Origin of the sequence: Phytoactinopolyspora halotolerans, assembly GCF_010550675.1 — a bacterium.
Taxonomy (GTDB): domain Bacteria; phylum Actinomycetota; class Actinomycetes; order Jiangellales; family Jiangellaceae; genus Phytoactinopolyspora; species Phytoactinopolyspora halotolerans.
In genome coordinates this window covers 147,835-172,169 of sequence record NZ_JAAGOA010000017.1, presented here as the reverse complement: position 1 = coordinate 172,169, position 24,335 = coordinate 147,835, and the positions used below count along the sequence as shown (strand labels likewise).

Annotated in this window: 22 protein-coding genes and 1 pseudogene; 11 read left to right on the top strand and 12 right to left on the bottom strand. The window is 68.9% G+C overall.

Annotation, left to right across the window (positions count from 1 at the left end):
* Together G1H10_RS33275 and G1H10_RS22225 are read left to right on the top strand one after the other, a co-directional pair.
* Positions 1-101 (top strand): annotated as a pseudogene (locus G1H10_RS33275) (IS982 family transposase); the annotation flags it as partial.
* A gap of 67 nt (positions 102-168) precedes the next feature.
* Entirely contained in the window at positions 169-984 is an 816-nt protein-coding gene (locus tag G1H10_RS22225) for a DUF4097 family beta strand repeat-containing protein (protein WP_163741854.1), read from the top strand.
* Between the two features lie 169 nt (positions 985-1,153).
* Here G1H10_RS22225 and G1H10_RS22220 read toward each other — a convergent pair whose 3' ends face one another.
* From G1H10_RS22220 to G1H10_RS22200, 5 genes are read right to left on the bottom strand one after another with little or no spacing between them, the layout of a single operon-like run.
* Positions 1,154-2,605 (bottom strand): sulfatase family protein, encoded by a 1,452-nt coding sequence (locus G1H10_RS22220; RefSeq protein ID WP_163741852.1) that lies wholly within the window; start codon positions 2,603-2,605, stop codon positions 1,154-1,156.
* A gap of 21 nt (positions 2,606-2,626) precedes the next feature.
* Positions 2,627-3,454, bottom strand: coding sequence for a carbohydrate ABC transporter permease (locus tag G1H10_RS22215; RefSeq protein ID WP_174264566.1), 828 nt, complete (start codon positions 3,452-3,454; stop codon positions 2,627-2,629).
* Positions 3,454-4,425 carry a carbohydrate ABC transporter permease gene (locus G1H10_RS22210; protein ID WP_216853547.1) on the bottom strand — a complete coding sequence of 324 codons (972 nt, stop codon included), beginning with the start codon at positions 4,423-4,425 and terminating at the stop codon, positions 3,454-3,456. The genes G1H10_RS22215 and G1H10_RS22210 overlap by 1 nt, the downstream gene beginning before the upstream one ends.
* A 3-nt stretch (positions 4,426-4,428) precedes the next feature.
* Entirely contained in the window at positions 4,429-5,748 is a 1,320-nt protein-coding gene (locus G1H10_RS22205) for an ABC transporter substrate-binding protein (protein WP_163741850.1), read from the bottom strand.
* Between the two features lie 38 nt (positions 5,749-5,786).
* Positions 5,787-6,818 (bottom strand): LacI family DNA-binding transcriptional regulator, encoded by a 1,032-nt coding sequence (locus G1H10_RS22200; protein WP_163741848.1) that lies wholly within the window; start codon positions 6,816-6,818, stop codon positions 5,787-5,789.
* Between the two features lie 338 nt (positions 6,819-7,156).
* Here G1H10_RS22200 and G1H10_RS22195 point away from each other — a divergent pair, with 338 nt between their 5' ends.
* From G1H10_RS22195 to G1H10_RS22185, 3 genes are read left to right on the top strand one after another with little or no spacing between them, the layout of a single operon-like run.
* Positions 7,157-7,441, top strand: a complete 285-nt coding sequence (locus G1H10_RS22195; protein WP_163741846.1) for a hypothetical protein — start codon at positions 7,157-7,159, stop codon at positions 7,439-7,441.
* Entirely contained in the window at positions 7,438-9,429 is a 1,992-nt protein-coding gene (locus G1H10_RS22190) for a hypothetical protein (protein ID WP_163741844.1), read from the top strand. Before G1H10_RS22195 ends, G1H10_RS22190 begins: the two co-directional genes overlap by 4 nt.
* Complete coding sequence (locus G1H10_RS22185) at positions 9,426-10,043, top strand: hypothetical protein (RefSeq protein ID WP_163741842.1); 618 nt, start codon at positions 9,426-9,428, stop codon at positions 10,041-10,043. Before G1H10_RS22190 ends, G1H10_RS22185 begins: the two co-directional genes overlap by 4 nt.
* Here the strand turns inward: G1H10_RS22185 and G1H10_RS34705 are convergent.
* Together G1H10_RS34705 and G1H10_RS22175 are read right to left on the bottom strand one after the other, a co-directional pair.
* A complete protein-coding gene (locus tag G1H10_RS34705) occupies positions 10,006-11,262 on the bottom strand; it encodes a sensor histidine kinase (protein WP_163741840.1) in 1,257 nt (418 codons plus the stop codon). The genes G1H10_RS22185 and G1H10_RS34705 overlap by 38 nt on opposite strands.
* Entirely contained in the window at positions 11,259-11,951 is a 693-nt protein-coding gene (locus G1H10_RS22175; protein WP_163741838.1) for a response regulator transcription factor, read from the bottom strand. Before G1H10_RS22175 ends, G1H10_RS34705 begins: the two co-directional genes overlap by 4 nt.
* Before the next feature lie 116 nt (positions 11,952-12,067).
* Between G1H10_RS22175 and G1H10_RS22170 the strand changes: the two genes are divergently transcribed.
* On the top strand, positions 12,068-12,784 hold the full coding sequence (locus G1H10_RS22170) for a GNAT family N-acetyltransferase (RefSeq protein WP_163741836.1): 717 nt from the start codon (positions 12,068-12,070) through the stop codon (positions 12,782-12,784).
* On the top strand, positions 12,781-13,842 hold the full coding sequence (locus tag G1H10_RS22165; protein WP_163741834.1) for a hypothetical protein: 1,062 nt from the start codon (positions 12,781-12,783) through the stop codon (positions 13,840-13,842). The genes G1H10_RS22170 and G1H10_RS22165 overlap by 4 nt, the downstream gene beginning before the upstream one ends.
* Before the next feature lie 52 nt (positions 13,843-13,894).
* Here G1H10_RS22165 and G1H10_RS22160 read toward each other — a convergent pair whose 3' ends face one another.
* The 3 genes from G1H10_RS22160 to G1H10_RS22150 form a co-directional block, all read right to left on the bottom strand.
* Positions 13,895-14,461, bottom strand: coding sequence for a MarR family winged helix-turn-helix transcriptional regulator (locus G1H10_RS22160; protein ID WP_163741878.1), 567 nt, complete (start codon positions 14,459-14,461; stop codon positions 13,895-13,897).
* Positions 14,462-14,543: 82 nt separating this feature from the next.
* The gene (locus G1H10_RS22155; protein WP_163741832.1) at positions 14,544-15,308 is read right to left on the bottom strand and encodes a hypothetical protein; all 765 of its coding nucleotides are present in this window, start codon (positions 15,306-15,308) and stop codon (positions 14,544-14,546) included.
* A gap of 30 nt (positions 15,309-15,338) precedes the next feature.
* Positions 15,339-16,616 carry an amidohydrolase family protein gene (locus tag G1H10_RS22150; RefSeq protein WP_163741831.1) on the bottom strand — a complete coding sequence of 426 codons (1,278 nt, stop codon included), beginning with the start codon at positions 16,614-16,616 and terminating at the stop codon, positions 15,339-15,341.
* Between the two features lie 61 nt (positions 16,617-16,677).
* Here G1H10_RS22150 and G1H10_RS22145 point away from each other — a divergent pair, with 61 nt between their 5' ends.
* Positions 16,678-17,181, top strand: a complete 504-nt coding sequence (locus G1H10_RS22145; RefSeq protein ID WP_163741829.1) for a MarR family winged helix-turn-helix transcriptional regulator — start codon at positions 16,678-16,680, stop codon at positions 17,179-17,181.
* Positions 17,182-17,236: 55 nt separating this feature from the next.
* On the opposite strand, the gene G1H10_RS22140 is transcribed toward G1H10_RS22145, so the two are convergent.
* Positions 17,237-18,337, bottom strand: a complete 1,101-nt coding sequence (locus G1H10_RS22140; protein ID WP_163741828.1) for a putative endonuclease domain-containing protein — start codon at positions 18,335-18,337, stop codon at positions 17,237-17,239.
* A 554-nt stretch (positions 18,338-18,891) separates the two neighbouring features.
* Here G1H10_RS22140 and G1H10_RS22135 point away from each other — a divergent pair.
* Both G1H10_RS22135 and G1H10_RS22130 read left to right on the top strand, forming a co-directional pair.
* Entirely contained in the window at positions 18,892-19,773 is an 882-nt protein-coding gene (locus G1H10_RS22135; RefSeq protein WP_163741826.1) for a dioxygenase family protein, read from the top strand.
* A 61-nt stretch (positions 19,774-19,834) separates the two neighbouring features.
* Positions 19,835-20,842: a glycoside hydrolase family protein gene (locus G1H10_RS22130; protein ID WP_216853545.1), complete on the top strand. Its 1,008-nt coding sequence runs from the start codon at positions 19,835-19,837 to the stop codon at positions 20,840-20,842.
* On the opposite strand, the gene G1H10_RS22125 is transcribed toward G1H10_RS22130, so the two are convergent.
* A complete protein-coding gene (locus G1H10_RS22125) occupies positions 20,828-22,033 on the bottom strand; it encodes an NAD(P)-binding domain-containing protein (protein WP_163741824.1) in 1,206 nt (401 codons plus the stop codon). The genes G1H10_RS22130 and G1H10_RS22125 overlap by 15 nt on opposite strands.
* 244 nt (positions 22,034-22,277) lie before the next feature.
* Here G1H10_RS22125 and G1H10_RS22120 point away from each other — a divergent pair, with 244 nt between their 5' ends.
* Positions 22,278-24,263, top strand: coding sequence for a SpoIVB peptidase S55 domain-containing protein (locus tag G1H10_RS22120; protein WP_163741822.1), 1,986 nt, complete (start codon positions 22,278-22,280; stop codon positions 24,261-24,263).
* Positions 24,264-24,335: the final 72 nt, after the last annotated feature.

The window sequence follows — 24,335 nt, the reverse complement described above, 5'->3', positions numbered from 1 at the left end:
CCCGCATCAGCCAGCGGCTCCTGGCCCTGGCCGCCGGGATCTGGCACAACTGGGCCCTCGGCCTCACAGCCAAACGATCACTGATCGCCTATGACCACTGACAATCTTCAAGGAATCATTCATCTAGGGCGGAGCACGGACGTGCGGGCGGGCGATACTGTGTTCGCTATGACGTTCGAAGACAACGTGCGCCACCAGCGGCTCCGGCGCACCACCGGGCTCGGCCGGTCGGCCTACTCGCAGCGGACCCGGCTCTTCGGTGCCGCCGTCGTCGTGGTGACGGCGGTCGCCGCGTACTCATGGCTCACCCGCTCCAGCGACGAATGGAGCACCACGATCGCGAACGTCTCCCGTATCGAGGTGGACATCGCCGCCGGCGACATCGAGTTGTTCGGCTCGAGCGGCTCAGACGTCCAGCTCGACGCGCACACCGACGACGGGTGGGTGCGCGCGGCACGCCTGGAGCACCACATCGACGGAGAGACGCTGCGGATCGAGGGCAGGTGCAGCGGCAACCGGTTCGTTCCCGGATTCGGATGCGGAACGCACGTCGTGCTGGCGGTGCCCGACGGCGTCGAGGTCAAAGCGGCGACGTCAGGCGGCTCCATCGAGTCGACCGGGCTGGTCGGCAACGTGAACCTGGAATCGAGCGCCGGCGACGTCGTCATCGAGGGGCACTCCGGTGAACTACGAGCACACTCCACTGCCGGAGACGTCACCGCGATGGGGCTCACCTCGCACGCCGCATACCTCACCTCCAGCGCGGGTTCGGTGGAGGTCCAGGCGGTCTCCCCGCCGCGTTCGTTGGACGTGGAGTCGAGCGGTGGGCCCGTGCACGTCGAGCTCCCGGCCGGGCATGCGTACCACGTCGAGGCGAGCGGCGTCGACGGCGAGGCCACCGTGGACGCCGCGACCAACTTCACGTCCGGGTACGAGGTCCGGGCCTTCTCCAGCGCCGACACCGCCACCGTGACCACCCGCTGAGAGTCGCCCGTCGACGACGACGCCCGGAGCGGCGGCGTCACCAGATCCCGTACGCCGCCGCTCCCCCGGACATGCCCTGCACGCCGTCGGTGCTTCGCCGGCGCTCGATCACGGCTTCGACAGCTTCAGGCCACTGCCGTCTTCTCCCCGCGCGCATCCGGCTTTCGGTTCATCCACGACGCGGCTGATGGCCGAACCGGACGGGCTTCCACCCCGCCGTATGCACCCCCGGATCCGCCCGGAGCGCGGCAGACATCTCCGCGTCGTGCATCAGCCGCTCGATGACCGGCTCCCGTTCGCCGGCCTCCGCCATCCGCCGGAGCAGACGCTCGCGCAACTCGTCCGCGATCTCCCGATGTGACGCGTGCCCGGCCAGGTTGTGCAGTTCGTACGGGTCGTGCGCGAGGTCGTACAGCTCGGCCTCGACGTAGCGGTCGGCCGCCCCGTCGTCCCATGGGTTCGCGTCCGGCGCGATGACGTAGTACTTCCATCGCTCGGTGCGGATCGCTCGCCCCACCTCGGACTCGCTGACCTGGATGAACACCTCCTCAGGCCAGGCGCCGGCCGCCGTGCCCGCCGGTTCGGCCAGCAGCGGCAGGATGGAACGACCCTGCATCTCCGACGGCACGCCCACGCCGGCGGCGTCGAGCAGCGTGGGCGGCAGATCGATGGTGCTCACCGGACGGTCGATCCGTCCACCGCCGTCGAACCCCGGACCGCACAGCGCCATCGGCACCCGGATCGAACCGTCGTGGCACGATCGCTTGTACTCACTGTTCCGGGTCTTGAAATGGCACCCGTGGTCCGAGGTGAACGCGACGATCGTGTTCTCCAGCAGGTCCATGCTCCGCAACGCGTCGAGCAGCCGGCCGAACCCTTCGTCGACCCGCCGGATCTGGCCGTAGTAGCCCCCGATGTGCCGGTACGCGGTGTTCTCCTCGCCGGCCAGCGTCGCCAGGTCGGGCGGGAGCCATCGCCCCTGGTAGCGCTCCTCGTACCCGACCGGCGCCGGGTACGAGTCGACCTCGTTCTGATGGTGCGGCTCGATCAGCGAGCAGAACAGATAGAACGGCTGCTGAACACCCTCCGACCCACCGGGCGGGTCGGCGTGATCGGCGACGAACCGGATCGCGGCATCGAACAGCGCGTCCGACCGGTATCCCGGCAGCATCACCGGGTCGCCGGCCTCATCGAAGACGATCGTCCGGTAAGCGTCCGAAGTGAACTCCAGCACGTTCGCGCCGAGCCACGATCGATACCCGCCGCGCTGTTCGGGCGGCACGGGCTCGTCAGTCGCCAGGTGCCACTTGCCGATGTAACCGGTCGCGTAGCCTGCCGCACCGAAGTGGTCGGCGAGCGTGCGGCACCCGTCCGGCAGCGGGATGCCGTTGCGGTAACAGCCGGTGGTCGTCGGATACCTGCCGGTCTGGATAGCCGCGCGCGCGGGCGCGCACACCGGCTGCGGGGTGAACGCCTGCGCGACATGCGTGCCGGAGGCGGCCACGCGGTCGAACGTCGGGGTCAGCTCCAGCGGATTGCCGTGGATCCCCGTACTGTCCCAGCGCTGCTGGTCGGTGAAGACGACGATGACGTTCGGTCGTGTGGCCCGGTTGCGGGACATGCCTCTCCTCTACTTGTCCTCTTACTTGAGTCCGCTCAACGTGATGCCCCGCACGAAGTATCGCTGCGTCAACAGGAACAGCACCGCCGTCGGCAGGAACAGCAACACCGAGCCGGCCGCCGTCAGGTGCCACAGCGTGAAGTACTCCTGGTTGAACAGCGTCAGCCCCACCGGGATGGTCCGCATGTCTTCGGTCGTCGTGGCGACCAGCGGCCAGAGGAACTCGTTCCACTGGAAGACGAACGTGAACAGCCCCAGAACCGCCAGCGCGGGTTTCACCTGCGGCAGGATGACTTTCCAGTAGATCCGCAGCTCGGAGGCGCCGTCGATGCGAGCCGCCTGGATGAGGTCGTCCGGGATCGGTTGGATGAACTGCCGCATGAGGAAGATGCCGAACGCATCCATCAGGAACGGTGCGATCAAGCCCTGGTGCGTATTGATCCAGCCCAGGTTCGACATCATCGTGTACAGCGGGATCATCCGCACGAACAGCGGCACCATCAGCGTCGCCAGCAACAGCAGGAACAGCGTGTTCCGCAGCGGGAACTGGAACTTCGCGAACACGTAGCCGACGAGCGGATCGAAGACCAGGTGCGCCACCGTGATCCCGCCCGCGACGATCAAGCTGTTCAGGATGAAGCTGCCGAACGGCGCCCGTTCGAACAACTCCTGGAAGTTGCCGAACTGCATGGACTCCGGCCACAGCACAGGATCGGCGGACAACGTCTCGGCCTCGGTCTGCAACGCCAGCGAGAGCATGTACAGCAGCGGAAGCACCGTGACGGCGCCGACGACGGTGAGCAACAGGTAGCTGACGACGCGGTTCGCCGGGGACATCCGGTTGAGCATCAGTACTGCACCTCCCCGCGGCGCCCGATCCGCAGCTGCACCACGGTGAACGCGATGATCACGAGGAGCAGCAGGAAGGACAGTGCGGACGCATAGCCGAAGTCGCGTGCGGTGAACGCGACGTTGAAGACGTGGAAGATATACAGGTCGGTCCTGTCCGCCGGTCCGCCACCGGTGATGATGTAGGCCTGTGCGAACGCCTGGAAACCGCTGATCACCATCATCACCGACACGAACAGCGTGGTGGGCGCCAGCAGCGGCAGCGTGATCCGCCAGAACCGCTGCCACGCGTTCGCGCCGTCGATGGTGGCGGCCTCGCGGTAGGTCTCCGGGATGCCCTGCAGCCCGGCCAGGAACAACACCATCGTGTAGCCGACGTTCATCCACAGCGTGACGCCGATGATGGTGGCCAGCGGATTCGTGTTGAGCCACGCCTGGGTCGGCAGGCCGGCGCTGTCCAGCACCCGGTTCAGGATGCCGAGCTGCGGGTCGAGGATGTTGCGCCAGAGCAGCCCGACGATCGCGATCGACGTCAGATACGGCACCAGCAGCGCCGCCCGGAAGACGACGCGCCCGCGCAGCGGCTTGTCCACCAGCAACGCCAGCGCCAACCCGATGACGATGGCCCCGATCGTCGTGCCGGCCCCGAAGATCAGCGTGACCACGAACGAGTTGTGCACCGCCTGATCGGAGACGACGCGGGTGAAGTTGTCGAACCCGGTGAATGTGTCAGCGCGCGGCCCGGTGCGGAAGGAGTTGGTGATGATGTTGACGATCGGCGTGTAGTACATCACGCCGAAGAAGGCGAACGCGGGCAGCAGGAACAGATACGCCGTCAGCGCGTACCTTTTCGACATCGACATCCGCCGACGACGAGCGGCGCCCGGCGACGCTCCCTGGCCGGAGCCGTTCGGCGCCGCGACTCCGAGTCCACCGCCGGCGGCACCGCCGCGAGTTGTGAGTCGGCCCATCGCTCAGCCCGCCAGCACCCTTTCGCCTTCGGAGATGAACGACTCCATCGCCTTCTCCGCCGGGGTGTTGTTCATGACCACGTCTTGGTAGAGGGTCGTGAACAGCTCACCGATCTCGCCGCTCTTGCCGGTCAGGCGCAACTGCTCGACGTAGTCGACCGCATACGGGAAGGCATCCGCGAACACCGCGAAATGTTCGTTCTCCTGCACCGAGGGAAGCTCCGCCCACGACTGCCGCGGCATGAGCATGCCGGCCTCCTCGGTGGCCTTCTGCTCGACCTCCAGCGCGGTGAGCCGCTTGATGAGGTCCCACGCCAGATCCGGATGCGCAGAGGCGGCGGGGATGAACATGCTGGTGCCCGCCTGTACGGACGCCTGTTCGCGGTTGCGCAGCGCGGGTGCGATCCCCAGCTGGAGGTCCGGGCTGGTCTCCTGGATCGGCAGCAGGTCCCACGGACCGCTCAGGATCATGGCCGCCCGCTCGGCCGACAGCAGCTTCTGCGGTCCGGAGTAGTCGGTACCGGGCGTCGGCACCGGGGCGACCTTGTGTTTGTGCACCAGGTCGGCCTGAAACTGCAGCGCCTCGATCGCCGCGTCGCGCGGCGTCATGAGCTCCTCGGTCTCCGGGTCGTAGTACTGTACGCCGTTCTGCAGCAGCCATGACCATGCGTAGCTCGCGTCCTGGTTCAGCGCGATGCCGTGCACGCCGTCGCCGGTCAGTTCCTGCGCCGCCGCCAGCAGGTCGTCCCAGGTCTCCGGCGGCCGCAACCCGGCCGCATCGAACATGGCCTTGTTGTAGAACGGCAGGACACAGGTCAGATGGAGTTGGATGCCGTAGGTCTCTCCCTGGTAGGAGACCCGGTCCAGGGTGGTCGGCTGCCAGTCGTCCGGATACCCCATCTCGGCGCCGTCGGAATCGATGTAGCTCTGCAGCGACATCGCCTCGCCGCTGATCGCGAACTCCTGCGCCCAGCCGGCGTCCTCGACCAGGTCCGGCGCGTTCCCGGAGGCGAAGTCCGACAGCAGCCGGGTGCGCAGGTCGTCCCACTGGTACTTCTGAAAGTTCACGGTGACGCCGTGGGCCTGCTCGAACTCGGCGAGAACGTCCTCATAGGCCTGGTAGGCATGGCCGGCGTTCCAGTAGACCGTGAACGTGTCGGTCGATCCGTCACCGCCGGCGTCCGATTCACCGCCGGATCCGGACGTCTCGTCTTCAGGTGCGCCGGCACCGCATCCAGCGGCGAACGAGCCGCTCAGGCCGGCGATGGCGCCGGCACCGGTCCAACGGAGAAGCTGGCGGCGACTGGGTCGTCGGGTGGCCATGGTGGTTCTCCTCTCGCGACGTTGCGACGTCGCGCGGATCAGGCCGATCCGCGCGGAACAAACACCCACGGGTTGGTGATCTCGCGCTCCGGCGGGCGCTCGTCCGCCAGGACGCGTTGGAAGAGCAGCTCGGCGACATCGGTGAAGTCTTCGGTCGTGGGCGGACCGACCGTGCTCAACGTCGGGCTGGTGATCTCGGCCTCGGGGAGGTTGCCGCAGCCCACCACCGCGACGTCGTCGGGGACGGTGAGCCCGGCGTCTCGCACCGCCCAGATGGCGGAGATCGCCGACCGTCCGGACGCCGCGAAGATGGCATCCGGACGATCCGGACGCTGGAGCAGGCGAGCGACAGCCTGGTAACCGGCGACGCGGTCATCGGCACCGTCGACGATGAGCTCGTCGTCGACGGCGACGCCGTGCTGGTCGAGCGCGGCCGTGTAGGCGCCCAGCCGCTCCGAACCCGCACGGGCCTCGGCGTCCGTGACCTCCTCATGGTGCCCGAGGAAGGCGACCCGGCTGCGGCCGGAGGCGAGGAGGTGGCTCATCGCGTCGACGCAGGCGTCCCGCTCGGGAGCCCGCACGACGTCGAACCCGATCGGGCGCACGGTGTTGCTCATCGCGACCATCGGCAGACCCCCACGGGCCAGCTCCACCAGGGTCTCTTCACGGAATCGGGGCACCGTCGCCGGTGCGATGACCGCCGCGTCCGCGACCCGCTGGTGCAGCAGAGCGGCCGTCTTCGCCGCACGTTCGGCGGAGCCGGCCACCATGGTGATCAGGCCGTATCCGACCTTCTCGGCTTTGGCGTACAGATCACGTGCGAGCTGGTCGACCGTGGGCACGCCGATCGAGTCGACCACGAGGCAGATCTGTTCCGTCTTCTGCCGGCGCAGGCTCTGCGCCGAACGGTTGGGCGAGTAGTCCAGTTGACGCGCGGCGGACAGGACCTTCTCCCGCGTGGCGGCCGGTATCCGGTCGCTCATGCGGCCGTTCATCACGTAGGAGACCGTCGCCACCGACACACCGGCGAGGGCGGCCACATCCCGTGAGGTCCAACGACGACCAGACATGCTTAAACGTTTATACAGATGGATTCCCTTGTCAAGAGATGCCAGGAAGTTCGCAGGCTAGAACGTCAAACGCTCGTATCTACAGATTGCTTAAACGACGACGATCCTTTGACCCGCCCGCCGGGTGGGGGAACGCAACCAGGAGGTCTCACGCAGCCAGGCCGGCGTGCCGGCGTCAGCCCTCGCTGGAACGCGTCCGCCGACTGTTCACAGCCGCGTTCACTGCACTTCACCCGCACGATGAGGGACGAATACAAGATCAAACAACGCTCGCATCAAGGCGATGCGCACCATGGTGATTCCCCGGAGAGGGTCCCCGGCAGATGTGCGATGAAGATATGGTGACCAACCCGCGCTACACGGCGCTGGCGGCCTTGCTTGAACTCGCGGAGGAGAAGCGCGACAGCATTGCCGAAGCACTGGACGAGGTGCATCGGCTGATGTCTGACCGGGGAGTGTGGACCGGCCCCACCACCGCGACCCAATTCGGCGAGGATGTCGAGTACCGCAAGAACGACCTGCCCGGCCTGGCCGACAACCTCATCGAGGAGATCCGGGACGCGCTCTCCTCGACGCCCGAGGAGGTCCGCCGTGACGAGCTGGGTCACACGGGGCCGCTATGAGCGGCGACTACTCCTCCATCAGTGTCGACGGATTGAACGACCTGATCGCCGCCATGATGAGCGGGAACCGCAAGCTCAGCTCCGGGCTTGCCACACTGCGGTCCCGCATGCAAGACGAGAGCGTGTCGACACAGGTGTTCACCGGCATCGACACGATCGCCGAGTGGATCGACCTACAGATACCGGGCCTGGAGCGACGCCGGAACATGGTCATCGCGCTACTCGGCGACGAGCCTACGTCTACCCAGATACGTATCGACGAGCCGATCCCCTTCGACAGCCCCGAGGAGGCCGAGCAGCACGGGCGGGACATGGCAGCCCCGTTCCTCGAGAGCGGCGTGTTCGACGAGGAGTACTTCGACTCGCTGATGGCGGATTTCGAGCCGTACATGAACGACCCTGACGTCATGGCAGGTTTCTACCTCGCGCTCGGCCCCGAGCTCGCGGAGAGGCTCCCGGACATGTTGTACCAGAGCGGCACCGACGACGGCGCTCGCTACGTGGAACAATTCAGCGTCGGGCTGGCGGCGGCGATGAACGCGGACAACGTGCTCGGCCACTCCTCCGACTACAGGGACGAATTCAAGGGCTTCCGCGAACATTTCATGGAACCGACCGAGCATCCATCCATGGCATGGGGACGCCTCGCGCTGCTTCAATTCGGGGATTTCGACGGCTGGTGGGTCGCACACGTCGCCCGCAACAACGTCCTGGAGACCTTCGAAGGCGAGGAGGGGGAGTTCACCGATTTCCGGCACAGCATCATTCCCGAGATGCTCGGGCTGCCTACCGACACGGCCGCGCTGGCGTTCAATGTGCTGGGCAACAACCCGCAGGCGGCCCGGTTCGCCCTCGACAGCTGGTCCGACCTGTCGCTGGAGGAGTACGCCGACAGGGTGTACGGGATGCAGCAGTCGCTCGGCACCGGCGATGACATCGCGGAGGGGTTCGGCCAGGCCCTGGTGGCCGGCTCCGGAGCGTCGGAGGACCCGCCGGACAAGGGAATGTTCGCCTCCGAGTTCGCATTCACCACGATCCTCGCCCTGGGCCGGTTCGACGACACCCCGTGGCCGATGCGGGAACCGATGAGCCAGATCGCCACCGCCTACGCGGAGGAGCTGCTGGTCGGCTCATTCACTCTGGACGCACGGGCACGCGAATCGTCGATGGACGCGCCGGACAATTTCGACCTCCCGCCCGGCCTGGATCCGGCGTTCTACCTCAGTCCGGAAGCCACCTACCGGTTCCTCCACGGCTTCGCCCACGAGGACCGGTACTTCGAGGGTTTCGACGCAGCGGTCGAAGAGCTATACGAGTCTGTCACCAGCGATGCGCTGGCAGCGGACCTCCAGGCCACCGAGAACGACGAGCGCGACCCGGGATACTTCGAACGCGCGATGAACATGTTCGGCACGCTCGCCGGGCTGCAGTACCAGGCCGCTCACGACGTCCGTGGGAATATGGACGCCCAGGAGGAACAGAGGCGAGCCTTTCTCCAGCGAACCCTCAGCGAACTGCTCACCCTGTCCCCGACTCCCCCGATCCCGGGAAAGAAGGTACTCGTCGACTACGGCTGGAAGCTCACCAAGATCACCGTCGGCCGGTTGACGAAATCCTGGGCGAACGAATCGGGCGGCCGCGTCGACGAGCTGGAGATGGAGATGTACCAGGGACGCCTGCTTTATGACTACATGATCGCCGACACGTTGCTCCAGAACGGCTATCCGCACACCGAGCCGATACCGCCGAACCTGGTCAACGACTCCGGCGACGGCCTGCGCGACCCCGCCGAGATCGCCGACGATCCGGACCTGTGGACCGAGTTCTACGAGTGGGTGGACAGCAACCAGGAGGGTTGGGACGAGCGTCCCCATCGGCCGCCGTTCGACGAGAAGTTCGAAGACGCAATGGCGCACCTCGACTCCGGGGACGGAAACAGGGCGGACGGGATCGCCGGCGAGACGGACTGGGACAGTTCTGTCCGATGAGCGGCGACCCGGGAAGGCTCCGTGGCCCCGCGGCGCTCGCGCTGTCGTGGCACGTGCCACCGAAATCGTTGACAGCCCTGTGTGCGTCAGCCGTGCTCGTCGCCGTCCTGGCCTCCTGCGCTGCCGAGGATGACGAGGCCACAGCCGATCTCGACCGCTCGGCGGCCCGGCTCGTCGACGACGGCGCCGCCGTCGTCGAAATCCTCAGTGACTCCAGCGTGGACGAGGTGAGCGACGTCCGGACCGTGTACGACGGCTCGGTCGACGAGGCATGCGGCGACGGAGGCGCTCGCCGGGTGTGGCGGACCGACCTGAAGCTCGTCGCGCTCGCCGGCGATCCGGAGGATCCCGCAGCTGTCAACCGGGAGTTCGACGATCTCTACACGCACATCGACGCGGAGCTGGCGCGCCGGGGCTACGAGAATCCGGTCTGGGCGGACAGCGACACGGACGCGCCGGGATGGGCCGTGTTCGCGGCGCAGCCGGCCGACGACGGCGAGACGTCCCGGGAGATCCGGGCGACCTTCCAGCTGGCGCCGGAACAGCCAGACGATGCGATGGCCATCGACATCGACCTCATCGGCTCGACGCCCTGCGTGGAAACGTCAGCGTGACACTCGCGCCCACGCCCGGCCGGCCGTCGATCTCCATCGCTCCCTCGTGCGCCTGGACGACCTCCTCGACCAGGGCGAGTCCCAGGCCGAGCCGATGCCCGTCCGGCGACGAGTCCGGGCCGCGGCCGAACCGTCGCCGGAGCTCCGCCGCCAGCTGCGGATCGAAACCCTCTCCGTCGTCCTGCACACTGAGCCGGACCGCGTCCGCGGTCCCGTTCAACCGGATTGTGACGGTTCCGTCCTGGTCGGCATGGCGCAGCGAGTTGTCCACCAGCGCGGAGACCGCACGCCGCAACGCACTCGGCGCACCGGTGACGATGTGTTCGGCCGCCATATCCACGTCCAGGACGAGGTCGACACCCGCCTCATCGGCGGTGTCCCCGAACGAACCCTTGATCTCCGCCGCGACCTGTGCCAGGTCGACCGGCTGCCCGGCGTCCGGACGGTGCTGCATCTCGGCCGAGAGCAACAGGTCGTTGACGATGTCGCTGAGCACCCTCGCGTCGTCGACCAGCTGGTCCAGCTCGCGTCGCTGGTCGTCGTCGGTGGCCGGTCCGCGTTGCAGCAGCTGCGCCCGAGTGTGCAGGATCGCCAGCGGAGTACGCAGCTCGTGGCTGGCGTCGGCGACGAAGCGCCGCTGCGAGGACAGCGCCCGCCCCAGCGGACGCACCGCTTTACGCCCGACGAGCCAGCCGAGCGCAGCGGCGCCGAGTACGCCGATCCCGCCGGCCAGCATCGACAGCCGGGCCAGCCGTTCGGTCTCCTCCCGCTGTTCGACGAGGCTGAAAGCGGCGACCGAGCGCAGCCCGTCGGCCTCGGCCACGTAGGCGAGGAACGGCTGGTCGCACAGCTCGATCTCAGACGAGCCGGCCGGTAGATCGTCGGCCCAGCTCTCCGTCCCGCCGTCGGACGCCCGCTGCGGGCAGTCGTCGTCCGCCGCAAGGCCGTTGACGTCGGTGTACGACGTTCCCATGCTCGTGCGGTTGTCCGGATCGCGCATCTTGCCCAGCAGCTCCGCCGCCTCGCGCTCCGCCTTGTGCTCGACGGACTCGCGGCGCTCCTGCTGGCTGATGGAGTACACGAGCACGATCACGACGGCCACCACCAACGCCGCGGCCACGCCCGTCTGCACCGCAACGACGGCCGACGCACGACGCAGCAACCGTCGATCGGCGCGGGTCGGTTCCGGCTCGCCCAGCGAGGCGCCGTTTCCGCTCACGCGTGTCCCATCCGGTAGCCCAGCCCGTGCACGGTACGTATCACGTCACGGCCAAGCTTACGGCGCAGGTAATAGACGTAGGTCTCCACCACACCCGTGCTGTCGGCGGCATCGAAGATCCGTCCGCGCAGCTCGTCGCGGGTGAACACGCGGCCGGGGTTCGCCGCCAGAATGGCCAGCAGCTCGCACTCCCGGCCGGACAGCTCGATCGGTGGCTCGGCCACGCTGAACACGCGCCGATTCGCGACGTCGAGCTGCCGATCCCCGAGGTCGAGCCGCTCGGAGTGGTCGGTGTGCCGGCGTCGCAGGGCACGCAGCCGGGCCAGGAACTCGTCGATCTCGAACGGCTTGACGACGTAGTCCTCCGCACCCGCGTCCAGCCCTTCCACCCGATCGGCGGTGGTACCGCGGGCGGTCAACACCAGGATGGGCGTGGTCCGGCCCTGGGCACGCAACCGGCGCACCAGGTCCACACCTTCCACCGCCGGCAGCCCGCGGTCGATCACCATCACCTCGTACTCGCTGGTCAGCGCCCGGTGCAGACCCGTATGGCCGTCTCGTGCCAGGTCGACGCGGTATCCCTCGGTTCCGAGCAGCCGGACCAACAGCTCGGACAGCTTGGCGTCGTCCTCCACGAGCAGCAGCGGAACCTCCGCCGTCCCCGCCGCCGTCCCATCGGATCTGGTCATGCACTGATACTCGCACGCGCGCTCTGAGCTTCCTCTGAGTTTCCACGCGAACGATGGCTGCATCAGCCGGTGCCGCACACGCACCGGACGCGCAGCAGACGCAAGGAGAACCACGGATGGATCGTGAATCCCCGATCGAGGTGGCGCATGCACACGAGGACGAGCTGCACAGGACCGCGTTCCTGCACGTGACCGAACTCCCCCACGGCCTGTTTCCGCGTCTCGGAACGGGCTTCGTGCGCCGGTGGCACCGCGCCCACCTGCGTTCGGCGCACGGCACGGTGCTCGTCGCGCGTCAGGAGGGCAGCGTGGTCGGGTTCCTGGTCGGCACCACCGATCGCCGGGCGAACGTCGCCTGGATCATCCGGCAGCATCGGAGCGAGCTCGTCTCCGCTGGCCTGCGCGCTCTGGCCATCCGGCCGTTAGTGGCGTTGTCGTTCCTGCGCACGCGGGGGTTCCGGTACGCACGCCGGCTGCTGGGGCCCGGCTCGACGTCGCACCGCCACGCGGATGTCGACGAGCGGAGCGGCCCCGCACAGCCATCCGGCAGCCGGACCGTCGAGGCGTCCGCCCCGGTGGCCGTGCTGGAAGCCGTCGTCGTCGACTTCCCGTACCGTGGCCAGGGCATCGGTTCGGCCCTGGCCGACCGGTTTCTCAGCGAGGCCGCCCGCTCCGATGCCGACCGCGTCGAGTTGGTGACGAAAGCGGACGCCAGGGGTGCCGCCGGCTTCTACGAACGTGCTGGGTGGACCTTGGTGGACAACCATGTCGACCGCGACGGTGATCGGGTGTACACCTTCCGGATCGATCCGCATGTCGTCCACGTCCGGTGACAGGCGCGCGGCATCCTCTCCGCCCTGGGCATCCCATCGGACGTCGAGCGTTTCTGGCCGCGGCCGGCGCGCTGCTGGTCGGCGCGTGCAGCGGTGACCACGATCCTGGTACGGCCCGCGGTGCAGACACCGGTTCGGCCGCCCCGTCGGCGCCGTCCCGGCCGGGCGAGCCCGCCGCCGGTGATGGCGTGGACGCGGGCGTGGTCGATGTCACCGTCCATCCGCCGCGGTCTGCGGTCTTGCCCGCGGTCCGGACGTGGCAGCCGACGACGAACGAGGTCGAACCGGCGGCCAAACGCACAGCCGCCCGGGTGATCGAGGCACTGGGGACGGACATGACAGGCACGGACCCGGCGCAGCGGCTGCGCGAGGCCGGCGCCGACGCCGCGCTGGCCGGACATGCGGGCGCGCTCATCCCGCCCGGCTCCCCCGCCGTCGTCGAACTCGTCTATCCGCAGTACGGAGGACTCACAGCCGACCGTGCCAGCGTGATGGCCGTGGCCCGGCAGATCTGGGCCGACGGGGCCGGTTCGCACAGGCGCACCGTCACCGCCGACGTCCGGATGCGCCGGTCCGGCGCCGGCACCTGGTCGGTGACCGAGCTACGCGTGCCGGATCGCCTGGGCACGGGCGGTCGCACACTGCGCGGTGCTGCGCGCGAACTGGCGGATCGGCCGGGGGTCGACCTGCCGGACGCGGCCCGGGCCGATCTGGCCCGCGACGTCGTCGACGCGGTGGTGGTGCATACGTTGAACGAACTCGCGCGCGACTTCGGGTTCTCGGTGTCGGTGTTCCGTGCCGGGCATCCGGATGAGGTCTTCGGCACCGACCGCATCAGCAACCACACTCGCGGACGTGCGGTGGATATCTGGGCGATCGACGGCCGACCCGTCGTCGAGATGGCCCGGGACGACTCGCTGCTGCTGAGCTTTCTGGCCGCCGCCCGAGAGCGGGGCAGCGACGAGATCGGAGCGCCGATCGACCCGGATGGTGCCGGCGGCGTGCACTTCACCGACGATCTGCATCGCGACCACGTGCACATCGGGTTCGAACCGTGATCGCGGCCTCGTGCCGCTGCCGACACCGCTGCCGGCGCCGCTGCCGGCACCGTTACCGGCGCTCCGCTTCCGGCGAGTCCGCGGCCGGGGGTGCGCCTCGTTCGGCCATCATGCCGTGCGGGCTGAGCCGGCGGTGGATGCTGCGGCCGATGTCGCGCAACTGCCGCACCTGGTCCTCACTGAGTCCGTCGAAGACGAGGCGCCGCACGGCGTCGACATGTCCGGGAGCGCTTGCCCGGACCGTGTCCATGCCGGCGTCGGTGAGGATGGCGTCGGTGTAGCGGCCGTCCTCGGGACGCGACTCACGGCGAACCCAGCCGCGGCGCTCCAACCGCTTGACCACGTGCGAGAGCCGGGACAGCGAACCGTTCGCCAACTCCGCCAGCTCACTCATACACCGTCGTCGGCCGGGTGTCTCAGACAGCGCGGCCATGACGGCGTACTCGAAATGGCTGAGGCCGGCGTCCCGCTGCAGCTGCGCATCGAGGGCGGCCGGAAGCAAGATCACCACGCCCACGAGCGCTCGCCACGCGTCCTGCTCGTCTGCGGTGAGCCATCGTGGTTCCGCACGGTCGTCGTCCGAGGACGTGGCCCCGGCGGAGCCGACCGCCGACGGCATGCTGTGGTCGCCGCTCATCATCGGTCGATTCTAATGAGCTTGAAACGTCAAGCCCGCCAGGGAACCGTTCTGGTACACATGATTACGCACGGTAGACTGCGCCACGGCGAACTCGCCGCTCGTCGTGGAAGATCTGGCGGGCGCGGGATCTCGCCGCGGGATCGGCGCGCATCACGGCCACGAACACGCCCGGTGCCGGGCCCGCGAGCTCGCGGAGTGCGGGGGACTCCGCGAGCAAACCGCTGAGCAGCTGCGGTTGCGGGCGGACCGGCAGCGGCGAGCCGGACGGATCGACCAGGTGTCCGTGCCGGGTCGCATAGACCTCGAACGGGCAGGTCACGGCCGCTCCGACCTCGGCGGCCACCGGCTCGCATGCCGCGGTCGGGAGCGGGACGCGATCATAATTCGGCTCCGTCGCATCCATCACCGGCAGCTGCTGCGCGTCCAGCCAGATCGCCGGGAACGTCGACCGTCGCCCCGGTGCCACCACCGGCGTCGCCGGCAGATAACCAGGGCGGCTGACATGGGCCGATACGCCGGCGACCACACCGACCACCTCGACGAGCGTGATCGGCAGCACAAGCCGGCCGCCGGCCTTTCCCCGCAGCTTCCGCCAGAGCTGCCCGGGCGACGCGTTCGACCCGACCGCGATCACGGGACGCCGCTCGCCCAGCCCGGCCACACGGAACCGGCGCAACGCCGGCTCCAGTTCCGCCGGTTCGACCTCGGTGAAACGCCCGTCGACCAGGAGTCCGTCGGCGCGCGCCGGCGTCCCCGGATACGCCAGCGGCTCGGCATACAGATCCGGCTCGACGCAGAGGTCACGCCCACCGTCTGATACATGCATGGACGCCATCGTAGGCACCGGATTCTTCGGCTACCGCGCCTCCGCCGCGGCATCGGCCGCAGCATCATCCACGGTATCGGCCGCGACCAGTTCGTCCGCCACCGTCCGCAGGTCGGCGACCACCCGAGTGGCGTCGACGTGCGTGAGAGCACCGCCACGTTTGACCACTCGACCGGCCACCAGCACCGTGTCCACCGCGGAGGTGTCCGCGCAGTGCACCACCGCCGCGATCGGATCGTGCGCCGCCGCCATCGCCGGCCGGTCCGTCCGCAGCAGGACGATATCGGCCTGCTTACCCGGCCGGAGCGACCCGACGGTATCCCCGAGCCCGGAAGCAACCGCGCCGTCGAGGGTCGCCATCCGGAGGATGTCCGCCGTGGAGACGCGGCCCGATCCGGCCACCCGCGCGAACGCGTACGCCGTGCGCATCAGGCTGAACATGTCTCCCGGGCCGTTCGTCACCGCGTCCGCGCCCAAGCCGGTCGGCGCGCCGGCCGTGAGCGCCCGCTCGGTCACCGGGAAACCCTGCGCCATTCCGCCTTCGATGGTGGGGCAGACGGATACCGCACCTCCGGTCTCGGCGATCCGCGTGAATCCGTCGTCCGGCAGCCCGATCGCGTGCACGTACAGCGTGCCCGGCGCGAGCAGTCCCAGCCGCTCGAAGCCCTCGAGCGACGAACCCAGGTGAACCATGACGCGCAGCCCCAGCTCCCTCGCGACGTCCCAGTCCCGGCGGGCTCGCTCGTCGCCGCCATGATCCGGCGCGAGACTGGCCAGAGCGATGGTGAGCAGGTCCGACTCGTACGCGTCGCGGATCTCGCGCAACCGTTCCGCCTGCTCGTGGTCGCCCCTGCCGTCGACGCCGAAGACGGCTCTGATACCGGCTAGGCGCAGCCCGTCCACAGCGGCGTGGGCGCGTTCGGACGTCAGGCCCGGCTGAGAGAAGTCGACCACGGTCGTGATGCCGGAGTCGAGGCATTCGAACGCTCCGGCGAGCTCCGCGGTGCGCATGTGCCGCGAGGTGTAACGAGGGCCAAGCTCACCCAGCACGCGGGCGAAGTACTCGCCCATGAAGCCGTCGGCCAGCACCACCCGCAGCGCGGACTGCCAGACGTGCCGGTGTGTGTCGACGAAGCCCGGAAGGACGATCCGGTTGACGGCGTCGATGACGTCCGCGTGAGCAGGGGCGTCCAGCGCGGGTCCGACGGCGGCGATGGTGCCGTCGTCGGCGATGAGGATATCGGTGTCCGGGCGGGCATGCGGTTCGGGTTCGGTGTCGATGACGTGACCGTTGCGAATGAGAAGCATGCGGATAGCTTAGTTAAAAGCTTTTCAAAAAGCTATAGGTTGAGCGATATACACTTCCGGCATGCAGGAAGACGAGGTCGACAGGCTCATCGCGACCATTCCCGACGACCTCACCGACACCGAGCTCCTGACGGTCGAACTCGCCAAACGGATCGGCCTCATCGGACGGCTCTTCCAGGATGCGGTGCAAGGCATACTCGACGAGCTGAACCTGACCCATGCCGAATTCGAGGTCTTGGCGGCACTGCGCCGAGCCGGCGAACCGTACCGCCGCAAGCCCCGCGATCTCGCCCGCGACCTCGTGCTGACCAGCGGCGGTATCAGCAACGTCCTGCTGCGCCTGGAGACAGCAGGACTCATCCGTCGCACGCCCGACCCGGACGATGCCCGCGGCAGACACGTCGAACTGACCGCCGCCGGCCTGGAGAAGGCACGCGATGCGGTACGAGGCGCCACCCAGGCCCAGGTCGACGCGATGACGACGGTCCCGCCGGCGACGGCCCGCGCCGCGGCTGACGCTCTGCGCGACGTCTCACTGTCGCTGCGCGCGCCTCGCCGCCTCTGACGCCCGCTGTCATGTACCGGTTTTGGCCCTCATCGGGGCTAAAACCGGTACATGATCAAGCGTGCCGCGTGTTCCGCGCGACGCCCGCGAGGTACGCCGCCTCGATTTCAGCGAGCACTCGGTCCGGCTCCCTGCGGATCCTCGACGGCGCAACCGGGAACACGGTCCAGCCCAACTCCGCATAGCGAGCCCGTCGCCGTTCGGTACGCGCCGGCGCATCACCGAAACCATGGAACGCCCGCGAATCCACCTCGACGACGAGGCGCGCCTCCGGCCAGCAGGCGTCGGGATAGATGCCACGGGCACCGGGAAGCACCCGGTTCCAGCGTGGCTGCGGGAGGATCGCGCTGGTCGCGACCAGATCCCGGAGCTCGCATTCGGGAGCGGACCGGCACCCAGCGGCCAGATCGCCCAGCACCGAACGCACGATGGCTGTGTCAATGCGTCGGGTCGTGCTCAGTTCCGCAGCTAACTCGTCGACGGTGCACTTGTTACGCTGCACCGCTTCGCACATCAGCGCGCGCGTGTTCCGCACTGCGCTGGCCCGATGCGTTACACCGCGCCAACACTGCGGGCAACCTTCGTCGTGCCTGCAATCCATCTGCCAATCGACCGGCAGCCAGCGCACCTTGGTCAGCGTGTCTATCACCGCACGGGCGACCGGCACCATGCGGATGACACCAGGGCGCGCCGCACCCGCCAGAGCGTCGGAAGGCTCGTACGACATGCCGATCAGACGCCCGACGTCGCGGGCCATGGCCGGGTCGACCCACTCGTCGTACTGGGTGGCGTCGTAGCTCCGATGCGTCAACTCGACGAAGCCGGTCGGCCGAGCCCGCGACGTGCGCGGAATCTGGAGGACGATGACGTCGGCTCGCTGCGGCCCGTAACTCAACCCGGCCATCCAGCAGGCCCACGCGTGCGTGACGCGCGAGTCAGCACCCGCATGCAACGTTGCGGCGCGTAATCGATGCAGGTCACCGAGCGGTCCGGTGAACGTCGCATAGACGCCGCGAAGCACCACCTGCCACGGGCCGCCGTCGCGCAACGCGTACCGGATCGCTTTGGCGGACATACCGACAGCAAGTGCCTGCTTCCGGGTAATGAGACCGTCCTGCAGCCACAGGATGCGAGCGAGTTGATCATGATCGACCATGACCCCGCATCTTCGCCGTACCCGTCGCCCGGTTCAGGCGACTTCACCATGGGCGAACCCGGCACGCTCGGGCTCACCGCGCCGACCGGTGCAGAGCGAGCACCGTCGCGGCCGGTCATGTACCGCTTTTGGCCCCCAGTAGGACTAAAAGCGGCACATGATCACGCACGCCGCGCGGTGCGGGCGACCACAGCGAGACACGCCGCCTCGATTTCAGCGAGTACCCGGCCCGGCTCCCTGCGGATCCTCGACGGCGCGACCGGAAAGACCTTCCAGCCCAGCTCCGCGTGACGAGCGCGTCACCGTTCGGTACGCGCCGGAGCGCCCGGAGAAATCAAGGAAAGCACGCGAGTCCACTTGGACGACGAGGCAGACGTTGCGCAGCGCAACGAGCGGATCTATTATTTAGTTGAAGCTTCAAGTGAAGCCTTCCACCGACGGCCGTCGGCGCCAGACCGCAGCACCAGGGCGTCGGTGCCGGACGCCGGCCCTGGACGCTCGACGCCGGCCCTGGACGTCGGCAGGGGCAGAGCGAGCAGAGAAGGAGACGGGCCATGGAGTCGCCGCTCACCCCCACGATCCCCGGCGGGGCGTTCGACGAGTTCGTCGTCGACGCCGCGCCCGTCAGTCGCGCACAGCGCGGGTGGACGCCGGACGACGGCGCGCTCCCCGCGCTGTACATCAGTCACGGCGCACCACCGCTGTTCGACGACGCCCCGTGGATCAAGGAGCTGTTCGCCTGGTCGCAGACGCTGCCGAAGCCGCGCGGCATTCTGATCGTGAGCGCACACTGGGAGTCCGCACCGCTGTCGCTCTCCGCCGCCGCGGCCCGCACACCGCTGGTCTACGACTTCGGTGGCTTCCACCAGCGCTATTACGAGATGACCTATCCCACGCCCGACGCCACCGCACTGGCTCGGCGGGTGGCCGCACTCATGCCGGACAAGGAGCCGGTTCACGAACACGGCAGCCGCGGGCTCGATCACGGCGCCTGGGTGCCGCTGAAGGTCATGTACCCGCTGGCGGACGTGCCGGTGCTGCAGCTGAGCATGCCGACGCACGAGCCCGACACTCTGATGGATCTCGGTCGGAGGCTGCGGCCGCTGCGCGAGGAAGGCGTGCTGGTCATCGGCTCCGGCTTCATGACGCACGGCCTGCCGTTCATCACCCGCGAGATGGCGCTGTACAACACCGCACCGGCGTGGTCCGCGGACTTCGACGCATGGGCCGCGGACGCGCTCGCCCGCGGCGACGTCGAGACACTCGCCTCGTACCGGCACCGGGCACCCGGCATGCCGCACGCGCATCCCACGGTCGACCACTACGTGCCGCTGTTCATCACGCTCGGCGCCGCCACCGAACCGGAGCGGCCGGTACAGACCACCATCGAGGGATACATGATGGGCCTGTCGAAGCGCTCATTCCAGGTGACTTGACGTCCTTTTAGTACCAACTAACCTCCAGTTTCGCCGGCCGGAACCGATCTGGAGGAGAGACGTGACCCCCGCATCCCCGCATACGCCACTGATGTTCGGCATCTTCCCGTCGGGCGCGTCCGCCACCGACCCGGTCTCCCCGGATGATCCGGATCGGACGGAGCACGCGCTGACGATGCTGACCAGCGGCACTCGATGCCCGTTCCGCATCCGGGTCTACGCCGAGTACCACGGCGCGCCGTGCGATCAGACCGCCGATCACCTCACGCCGCCCGCCTTCGCCCGTCACGTGCACGGCCGGCGACGCCTCGATCTCGTCGTCCAGTTCCAGTCCGAGCAGGGCGACGTCGACGGATTCGCCGAGCACATCCGCCGGCTGGTGAACAGTCACGGGCACCTGTTGGACACCCTGCAGGTGACGGAGGAGGCCAACGTGACCGGCGGGTACGGGCTGGACGGGGACTTCCCGCGGGTCCGGGAGGCGCTGGTGGCCGGGGTGCTCGCCGCCCACGACGCGGCAGAGGGCCTCAGCGATGCCGAGATACGCGTCGGGTTCAACGTCACCCCGCCGGCGCACGGCGACGATTTCTTCGCCCGCGTCGGCGAGCTGGGCGGCCGGAGGTGGACGGCCGCGGTCGACTTCGTGGGGCTGGACTGCTTTCCGGACGTCTGGGACCACCCGGTCGCCGACGACGGTAGCCCCGGTGACGCCGGAGACGCGATGGTCGAGGCGGTCCGCTGGCTCCGCGATGTCGAGATGCCGGCCGCCGGGCTCGGCGCCGGCGTGCCGATCATCGTCACCGAGCACGGCTGGCCGACCGGCCCTGGACGCTCGCCGCGACGTCAGGCCTCCGTGCTGGAGCGCGTCGTCCGGGCCCTGCATGCGCATCGCGTCGAGTTGAACGTCACCGGATACACACACTTCGCACTGCGGGATGCGGACAGCGCCGGCGACGATCTCTTCGACCAGTTCGGACTCATGTGGGACGACTACACGCCGAAGCCGGCTTTCGAGACCTACCGGCGGCTCATCGCCGAGCTGGGGGACCCGGAATCACACCACCGCTAGGCGGCGGCGACCGCCGGCGCGCCGCGCGCGTGCCCGCTCCGGATCCGACGACGGCTGCGGCTGCGGCACCGTCGCCGTCGTCGCCGTCGTCGGCATCGGCCTCGGCGCAGCCGTATTCAGCAGGTCCATGATCTCCAGCGCGGCGGCGCGCCCGGCTCGGTTGGCCCCGACGGTGCTGGCGGACGGACCGTAGCCGACCAGGTGGACCCTCGGCTCGGCGACGACGCGGGTGCCGTCCATCCGGATGCCGCCGCCCGGCTCGCGCAGCTGCAGTGGGGCGAGATGGTCCAGCGCGGCACGGAAACCGGTCGCCCAGACGATCACGTCAAGGGTCGCGGCGGAGCCGTCGTCCCAGACCACGCCGTCACGTGTGATCCTGCTGAACATCGGGGATCGCTCGAGCGCGCCCTTGGCCAGTGCTGCCTCGACCACCGGCGTGCGTCCCAGCCCGGTGATGCTGACCACGCTCTTCGGTGGCAGCCCGGCGCGCACCCGCTGGTCCACCATGGACACCACCTGTCGCCCGTAGTCCTCGGTGAACTCGACGGGTTGGAAATCGGGCGGGCGCCTGGTCACCCACGTCGTCGAGGCCGCGACGTCGGCGATCTCGGACAGGATGTGAGTGGCCGAATGCCCGCCACCGACCACCGCCACCCGCAGTCCGGCGAACTCCTCCGGGCCCCGATAGTCGGCCGAGTGCAGCTGTCGGCCGGAGAACTCGCCGACGCCGGGATAGTACGGCCAATGCGGACGCGTCCACGTCCCGGTCGCGTTGACGACGGCGCGCGCCGCCCAGCTTCCGGCGTCGCTGTCGACCACCAGCCGACGGTCCGCGCCCGTCCGCACGGCACGGACCTGGACCGGGCGGATCACCTGCAGGCCGAACCGGCGCTCGTACTCCGCGTAATAGTCGGCCACGACGTCCGCCACCGGGCGGTGCACGTCGGCGGTGCGCATCGGACGCCGGGCGCCCGGCAGATCGAAGATCCCGTGCACCTTCTCCATCGTCAGGCTGCGCGCCCGCTCTCGCCATGCTCCGCCGGGGCCGCCTCCGCCGTCGACCACGACCAGGTCATGGCCGGGCGTCAAGCCCAGCCGGCGGAGATGATACGCGCTGGACAGCCCGGCCTGCCCGGCGCCGATGACGACGACGTCGACGTGGGCCTCGCGGAACGGCACGTGATCGGTCATATGTGGATCAACGACGCCACACCGTCGCCGCTTCCCGCGCGCGGCGCGACCTTGCTCACGTCGCGGTGAGAACGGGACGGCGTTCGCGGTGGGCGATCTTGAACGTGGATCGTGCCATTCCGATTGCCGCCGCACATCCGAGCTGTTTGCATGTCGCGCAGCGCGCCCAGCCAGGGCGTGCCTGATCCAACCCGATGGGATGACTATGCCTCTTACCTCGAGCCCCGGCGGCAATCGCCGCCGAATGATCAGCCATGCACCCGGACGTCGCGGCGCCTCCACCGGCGCCGTCGGAACGGCGGCGATCGCGGGTGCGGCACTGATCACGGCAGGCCTCGTCACGTCCGCGTCCGCCGCGGCGGACGCGGATCATCCACGCGCCGGTCATCGAGCGGTGGTGACCGCCGCAGCCGGGGCGACGACACCGGGCGTGTCGCCGGACGCCGCCTGTCCCGACCCGTACCCCGCCGACGAGCTCACCGACGGCGCGCTCCTCAGCGGCCTCACCGTCGAGTCCGGAACGGATCCCGAACCGTTCGAGGCGACGGTGATCGGCATCCTGGACGACGGCATCGCGCCCGATGTCGACATGATCCTGGTCGAGGCGGAGTCCCCCGCGATCGAGCGTGCCGGCGGCATCTGGTCCGGCATGTCCGGCTCACCGGTGTACGCCGATGACGGGCGCCTGGTGGGCGCGATCGCCTACGGGCTCACCCAGTCGCCGTCCAACGTCGCCGGAATCACGCCCGCCGCTCACCTGCACGAGCTCCTCGACCGTCCGGACGCCGCCACCGCCGAGAAGGAGCCGGCTGCCACCGGTACCGTCGATCTTCCAGCCGCGCTGCAGGAGACGCTGGTGACCAGCGGCGCCGCCACCGAGGACCAGGCTGGGGCGGGCATGCGCGCGCTGCCGCTTCCGTTGGCCGTCTCCGGCGTCGGGCCGGAGCGGCTCCCGGAGATCGCCGAGCGGATGGAGGAACACCTACCGCGGACACGCGTCTATCCGGCCGGGTCCACCGATGCCGACGCGGAAGGATCCGTGGAGGACATCGTCGCCGGCGGTAACCTGGCGGCGGCCGCGTCATTCGGCGACGTGACATCGGCCGCCGTCGGCACGGCCACTATGGTCTGCGGAGATCGCACGGTCGCGTTCGGCCACCCGTACATGCAGACCGGCGCGTCGTCGATGAGTGTCCATCCCGCCATCGCACTCCTGGTGCAGCAGGACAACGCCTTCGGCCCGTTCAAGGTGGCCAATCCGCACGGCGCCGTCGGCGTGCTGGACCAGGATCGGCTCGCCGGGGTTCGCGCCCGGCTCGGCGAGCAACCGCAGGCCACCCCGATCACGTCGACCGTGACGTCGCTGGACGACGACGGGTCCCGGGACGGCAGCACGCAGGTGACCATGGATCGCGCGCTGCCGGATCTCGCCCTGTCCCACCTGCTGGCCAACCTCGACCGCGTGTTCGACGCTATCGGCGCGGGCACCGCCGAGCTGCACTGGGTGATCCAGGGTACGCGTGCGTCCGGTGAGCCGTTCACAGTGGACGTCGCGAACACCTACGCCAGCCAGCACGACATCGCCTATGAGACCACCTTCGACGCCTACGACCAGCTGTGGTCGATCCAGGAGAACGAGTTCGAAGACGTCGAGATCACCGGCGTCGATTACACCGCCACCGTGTCCAGCGCATTCAAGCGGTACTCCGTCACCGCCGTGGAGGTACGGGGCCCGGATGGCGGTTACCGTGAGCCCTCGGAGCAGGACCCGACCCGGATCCAGGCCGGATCCACGCTCGACATCCGGGTGACGCTGGCGCCGTACCGGAACCACGGCGACACCGTCACGGTCGACCTCTCCGCGGACGTGCCCGAGGACGCGGCCGGAAGCTTCGGATGGCTGGACATCAACGGCGGTTCCGGCGGCGACGGCGACGAGATGGGCGACGACACCGACGACGAGTCCGACGGGCCAGACGACGAGCCGGACGACGAGAAGGCCGCGTCCTCGCCGGTGGACGCCATCGGCCGGGCCACCGACACGGCGGCGGACTTCGAAGGGCTCCTGGACAAGTTGGCCGGGCTGACTCCGAACAACTCGGTCAGCGCCATCCTGACCGTCGAGTCGGAGAGCGACACGGGGTTCGAGACCAGCCGGTCCACGGCGCGGGAGGAGGTCGACCAGGTGGTGACCGGGTCGTTCAGCTTCCCGATCGAGATCGTGCGGTAACCCGGATCCACTGATCGTCGACGGGTGGCCACATCATGGTGTGGCCACCCGTCGATGATCACAAGGAGAGAG

Coding starts and splice junctions, on each gene's coding strand:
- G1H10_RS22225 (WP_163741854.1), top strand. CDS start 169: ATGACGTTCGAAGACAACGTGCGCCACCAGCGGCTCCGGCGCACCACC.
- G1H10_RS22190 (WP_163741844.1), top strand. CDS start 7,438: ATGAGCGGCGACTACTCCTCCATCAGTGTCGACGGATTGAACGACCTG.
- G1H10_RS22210 (WP_216853547.1), bottom strand. CDS start 4,425: ATGGGCCGACTCACAACTCGCGGCGGTGCCGCCGGCGGTGGACTCGGA.
- G1H10_RS22170 (WP_163741836.1), top strand. CDS start 12,068: ATGGATCGTGAATCCCCGATCGAGGTGGCGCATGCACACGAGGACGAG.
- G1H10_RS22145 (WP_163741829.1), top strand. CDS start 16,678: ATGCAGGAAGACGAGGTCGACAGGCTCATCGCGACCATTCCCGACGAC.
- G1H10_RS22205 (WP_163741850.1), bottom strand. CDS start 5,748: ATGGCCACCCGACGACCCAGTCGCCGCCAGCTTCTCCGTTGGACCGGT.
- G1H10_RS22175 (WP_163741838.1), bottom strand. CDS start 11,951: ATGACCAGATCCGATGGGACGGCGGCGGGGACGGCGGAGGTTCCGCTG.
- G1H10_RS22125 (WP_163741824.1), bottom strand. CDS start 22,033: ATGACCGATCACGTGCCGTTCCGCGAGGCCCACGTCGACGTCGTCGTC.
- G1H10_RS22120 (WP_163741822.1), top strand. CDS start 22,278: ATGATCAGCCATGCACCCGGACGTCGCGGCGCCTCCACCGGCGCCGTC.
- G1H10_RS22185 (WP_163741842.1), top strand. CDS start 9,426: ATGAGCGGCGACCCGGGAAGGCTCCGTGGCCCCGCGGCGCTCGCGCTG.
- G1H10_RS22160 (WP_163741878.1), bottom strand. CDS start 14,461: ATGCCGTCGGCGGTCGGCTCCGCCGGGGCCACGTCCTCGGACGACGAC.
- G1H10_RS22135 (WP_163741826.1), top strand. CDS start 18,892: ATGGAGTCGCCGCTCACCCCCACGATCCCCGGCGGGGCGTTCGACGAG.
- G1H10_RS22215 (WP_174264566.1), bottom strand. CDS start 3,454: ATGCTCAACCGGATGTCCCCGGCGAACCGCGTCGTCAGCTACCTGTTG.
- G1H10_RS22150 (WP_163741831.1), bottom strand. CDS start 16,616: ATGCTTCTCATTCGCAACGGTCACGTCATCGACACCGAACCCGAACCG.
- G1H10_RS22220 (WP_163741852.1), bottom strand. CDS start 2,605: ATGTCCCGCAACCGGGCCACACGACCGAACGTCATCGTCGTCTTCACC.
- G1H10_RS22155 (WP_163741832.1), bottom strand. CDS start 15,308: ATGCATGTATCAGACGGTGGGCGTGACCTCTGCGTCGAGCCGGATCTG.
- G1H10_RS22195 (WP_163741846.1), top strand. CDS start 7,157: ATGGTGACCAACCCGCGCTACACGGCGCTGGCGGCCTTGCTTGAACTC.
- G1H10_RS22200 (WP_163741848.1), bottom strand. CDS start 6,818: ATGTCTGGTCGTCGTTGGACCTCACGGGATGTGGCCGCCCTCGCCGGT.
- G1H10_RS22140 (WP_163741828.1), bottom strand. CDS start 18,337: ATGGTCGATCATGATCAACTCGCTCGCATCCTGTGGCTGCAGGACGGT.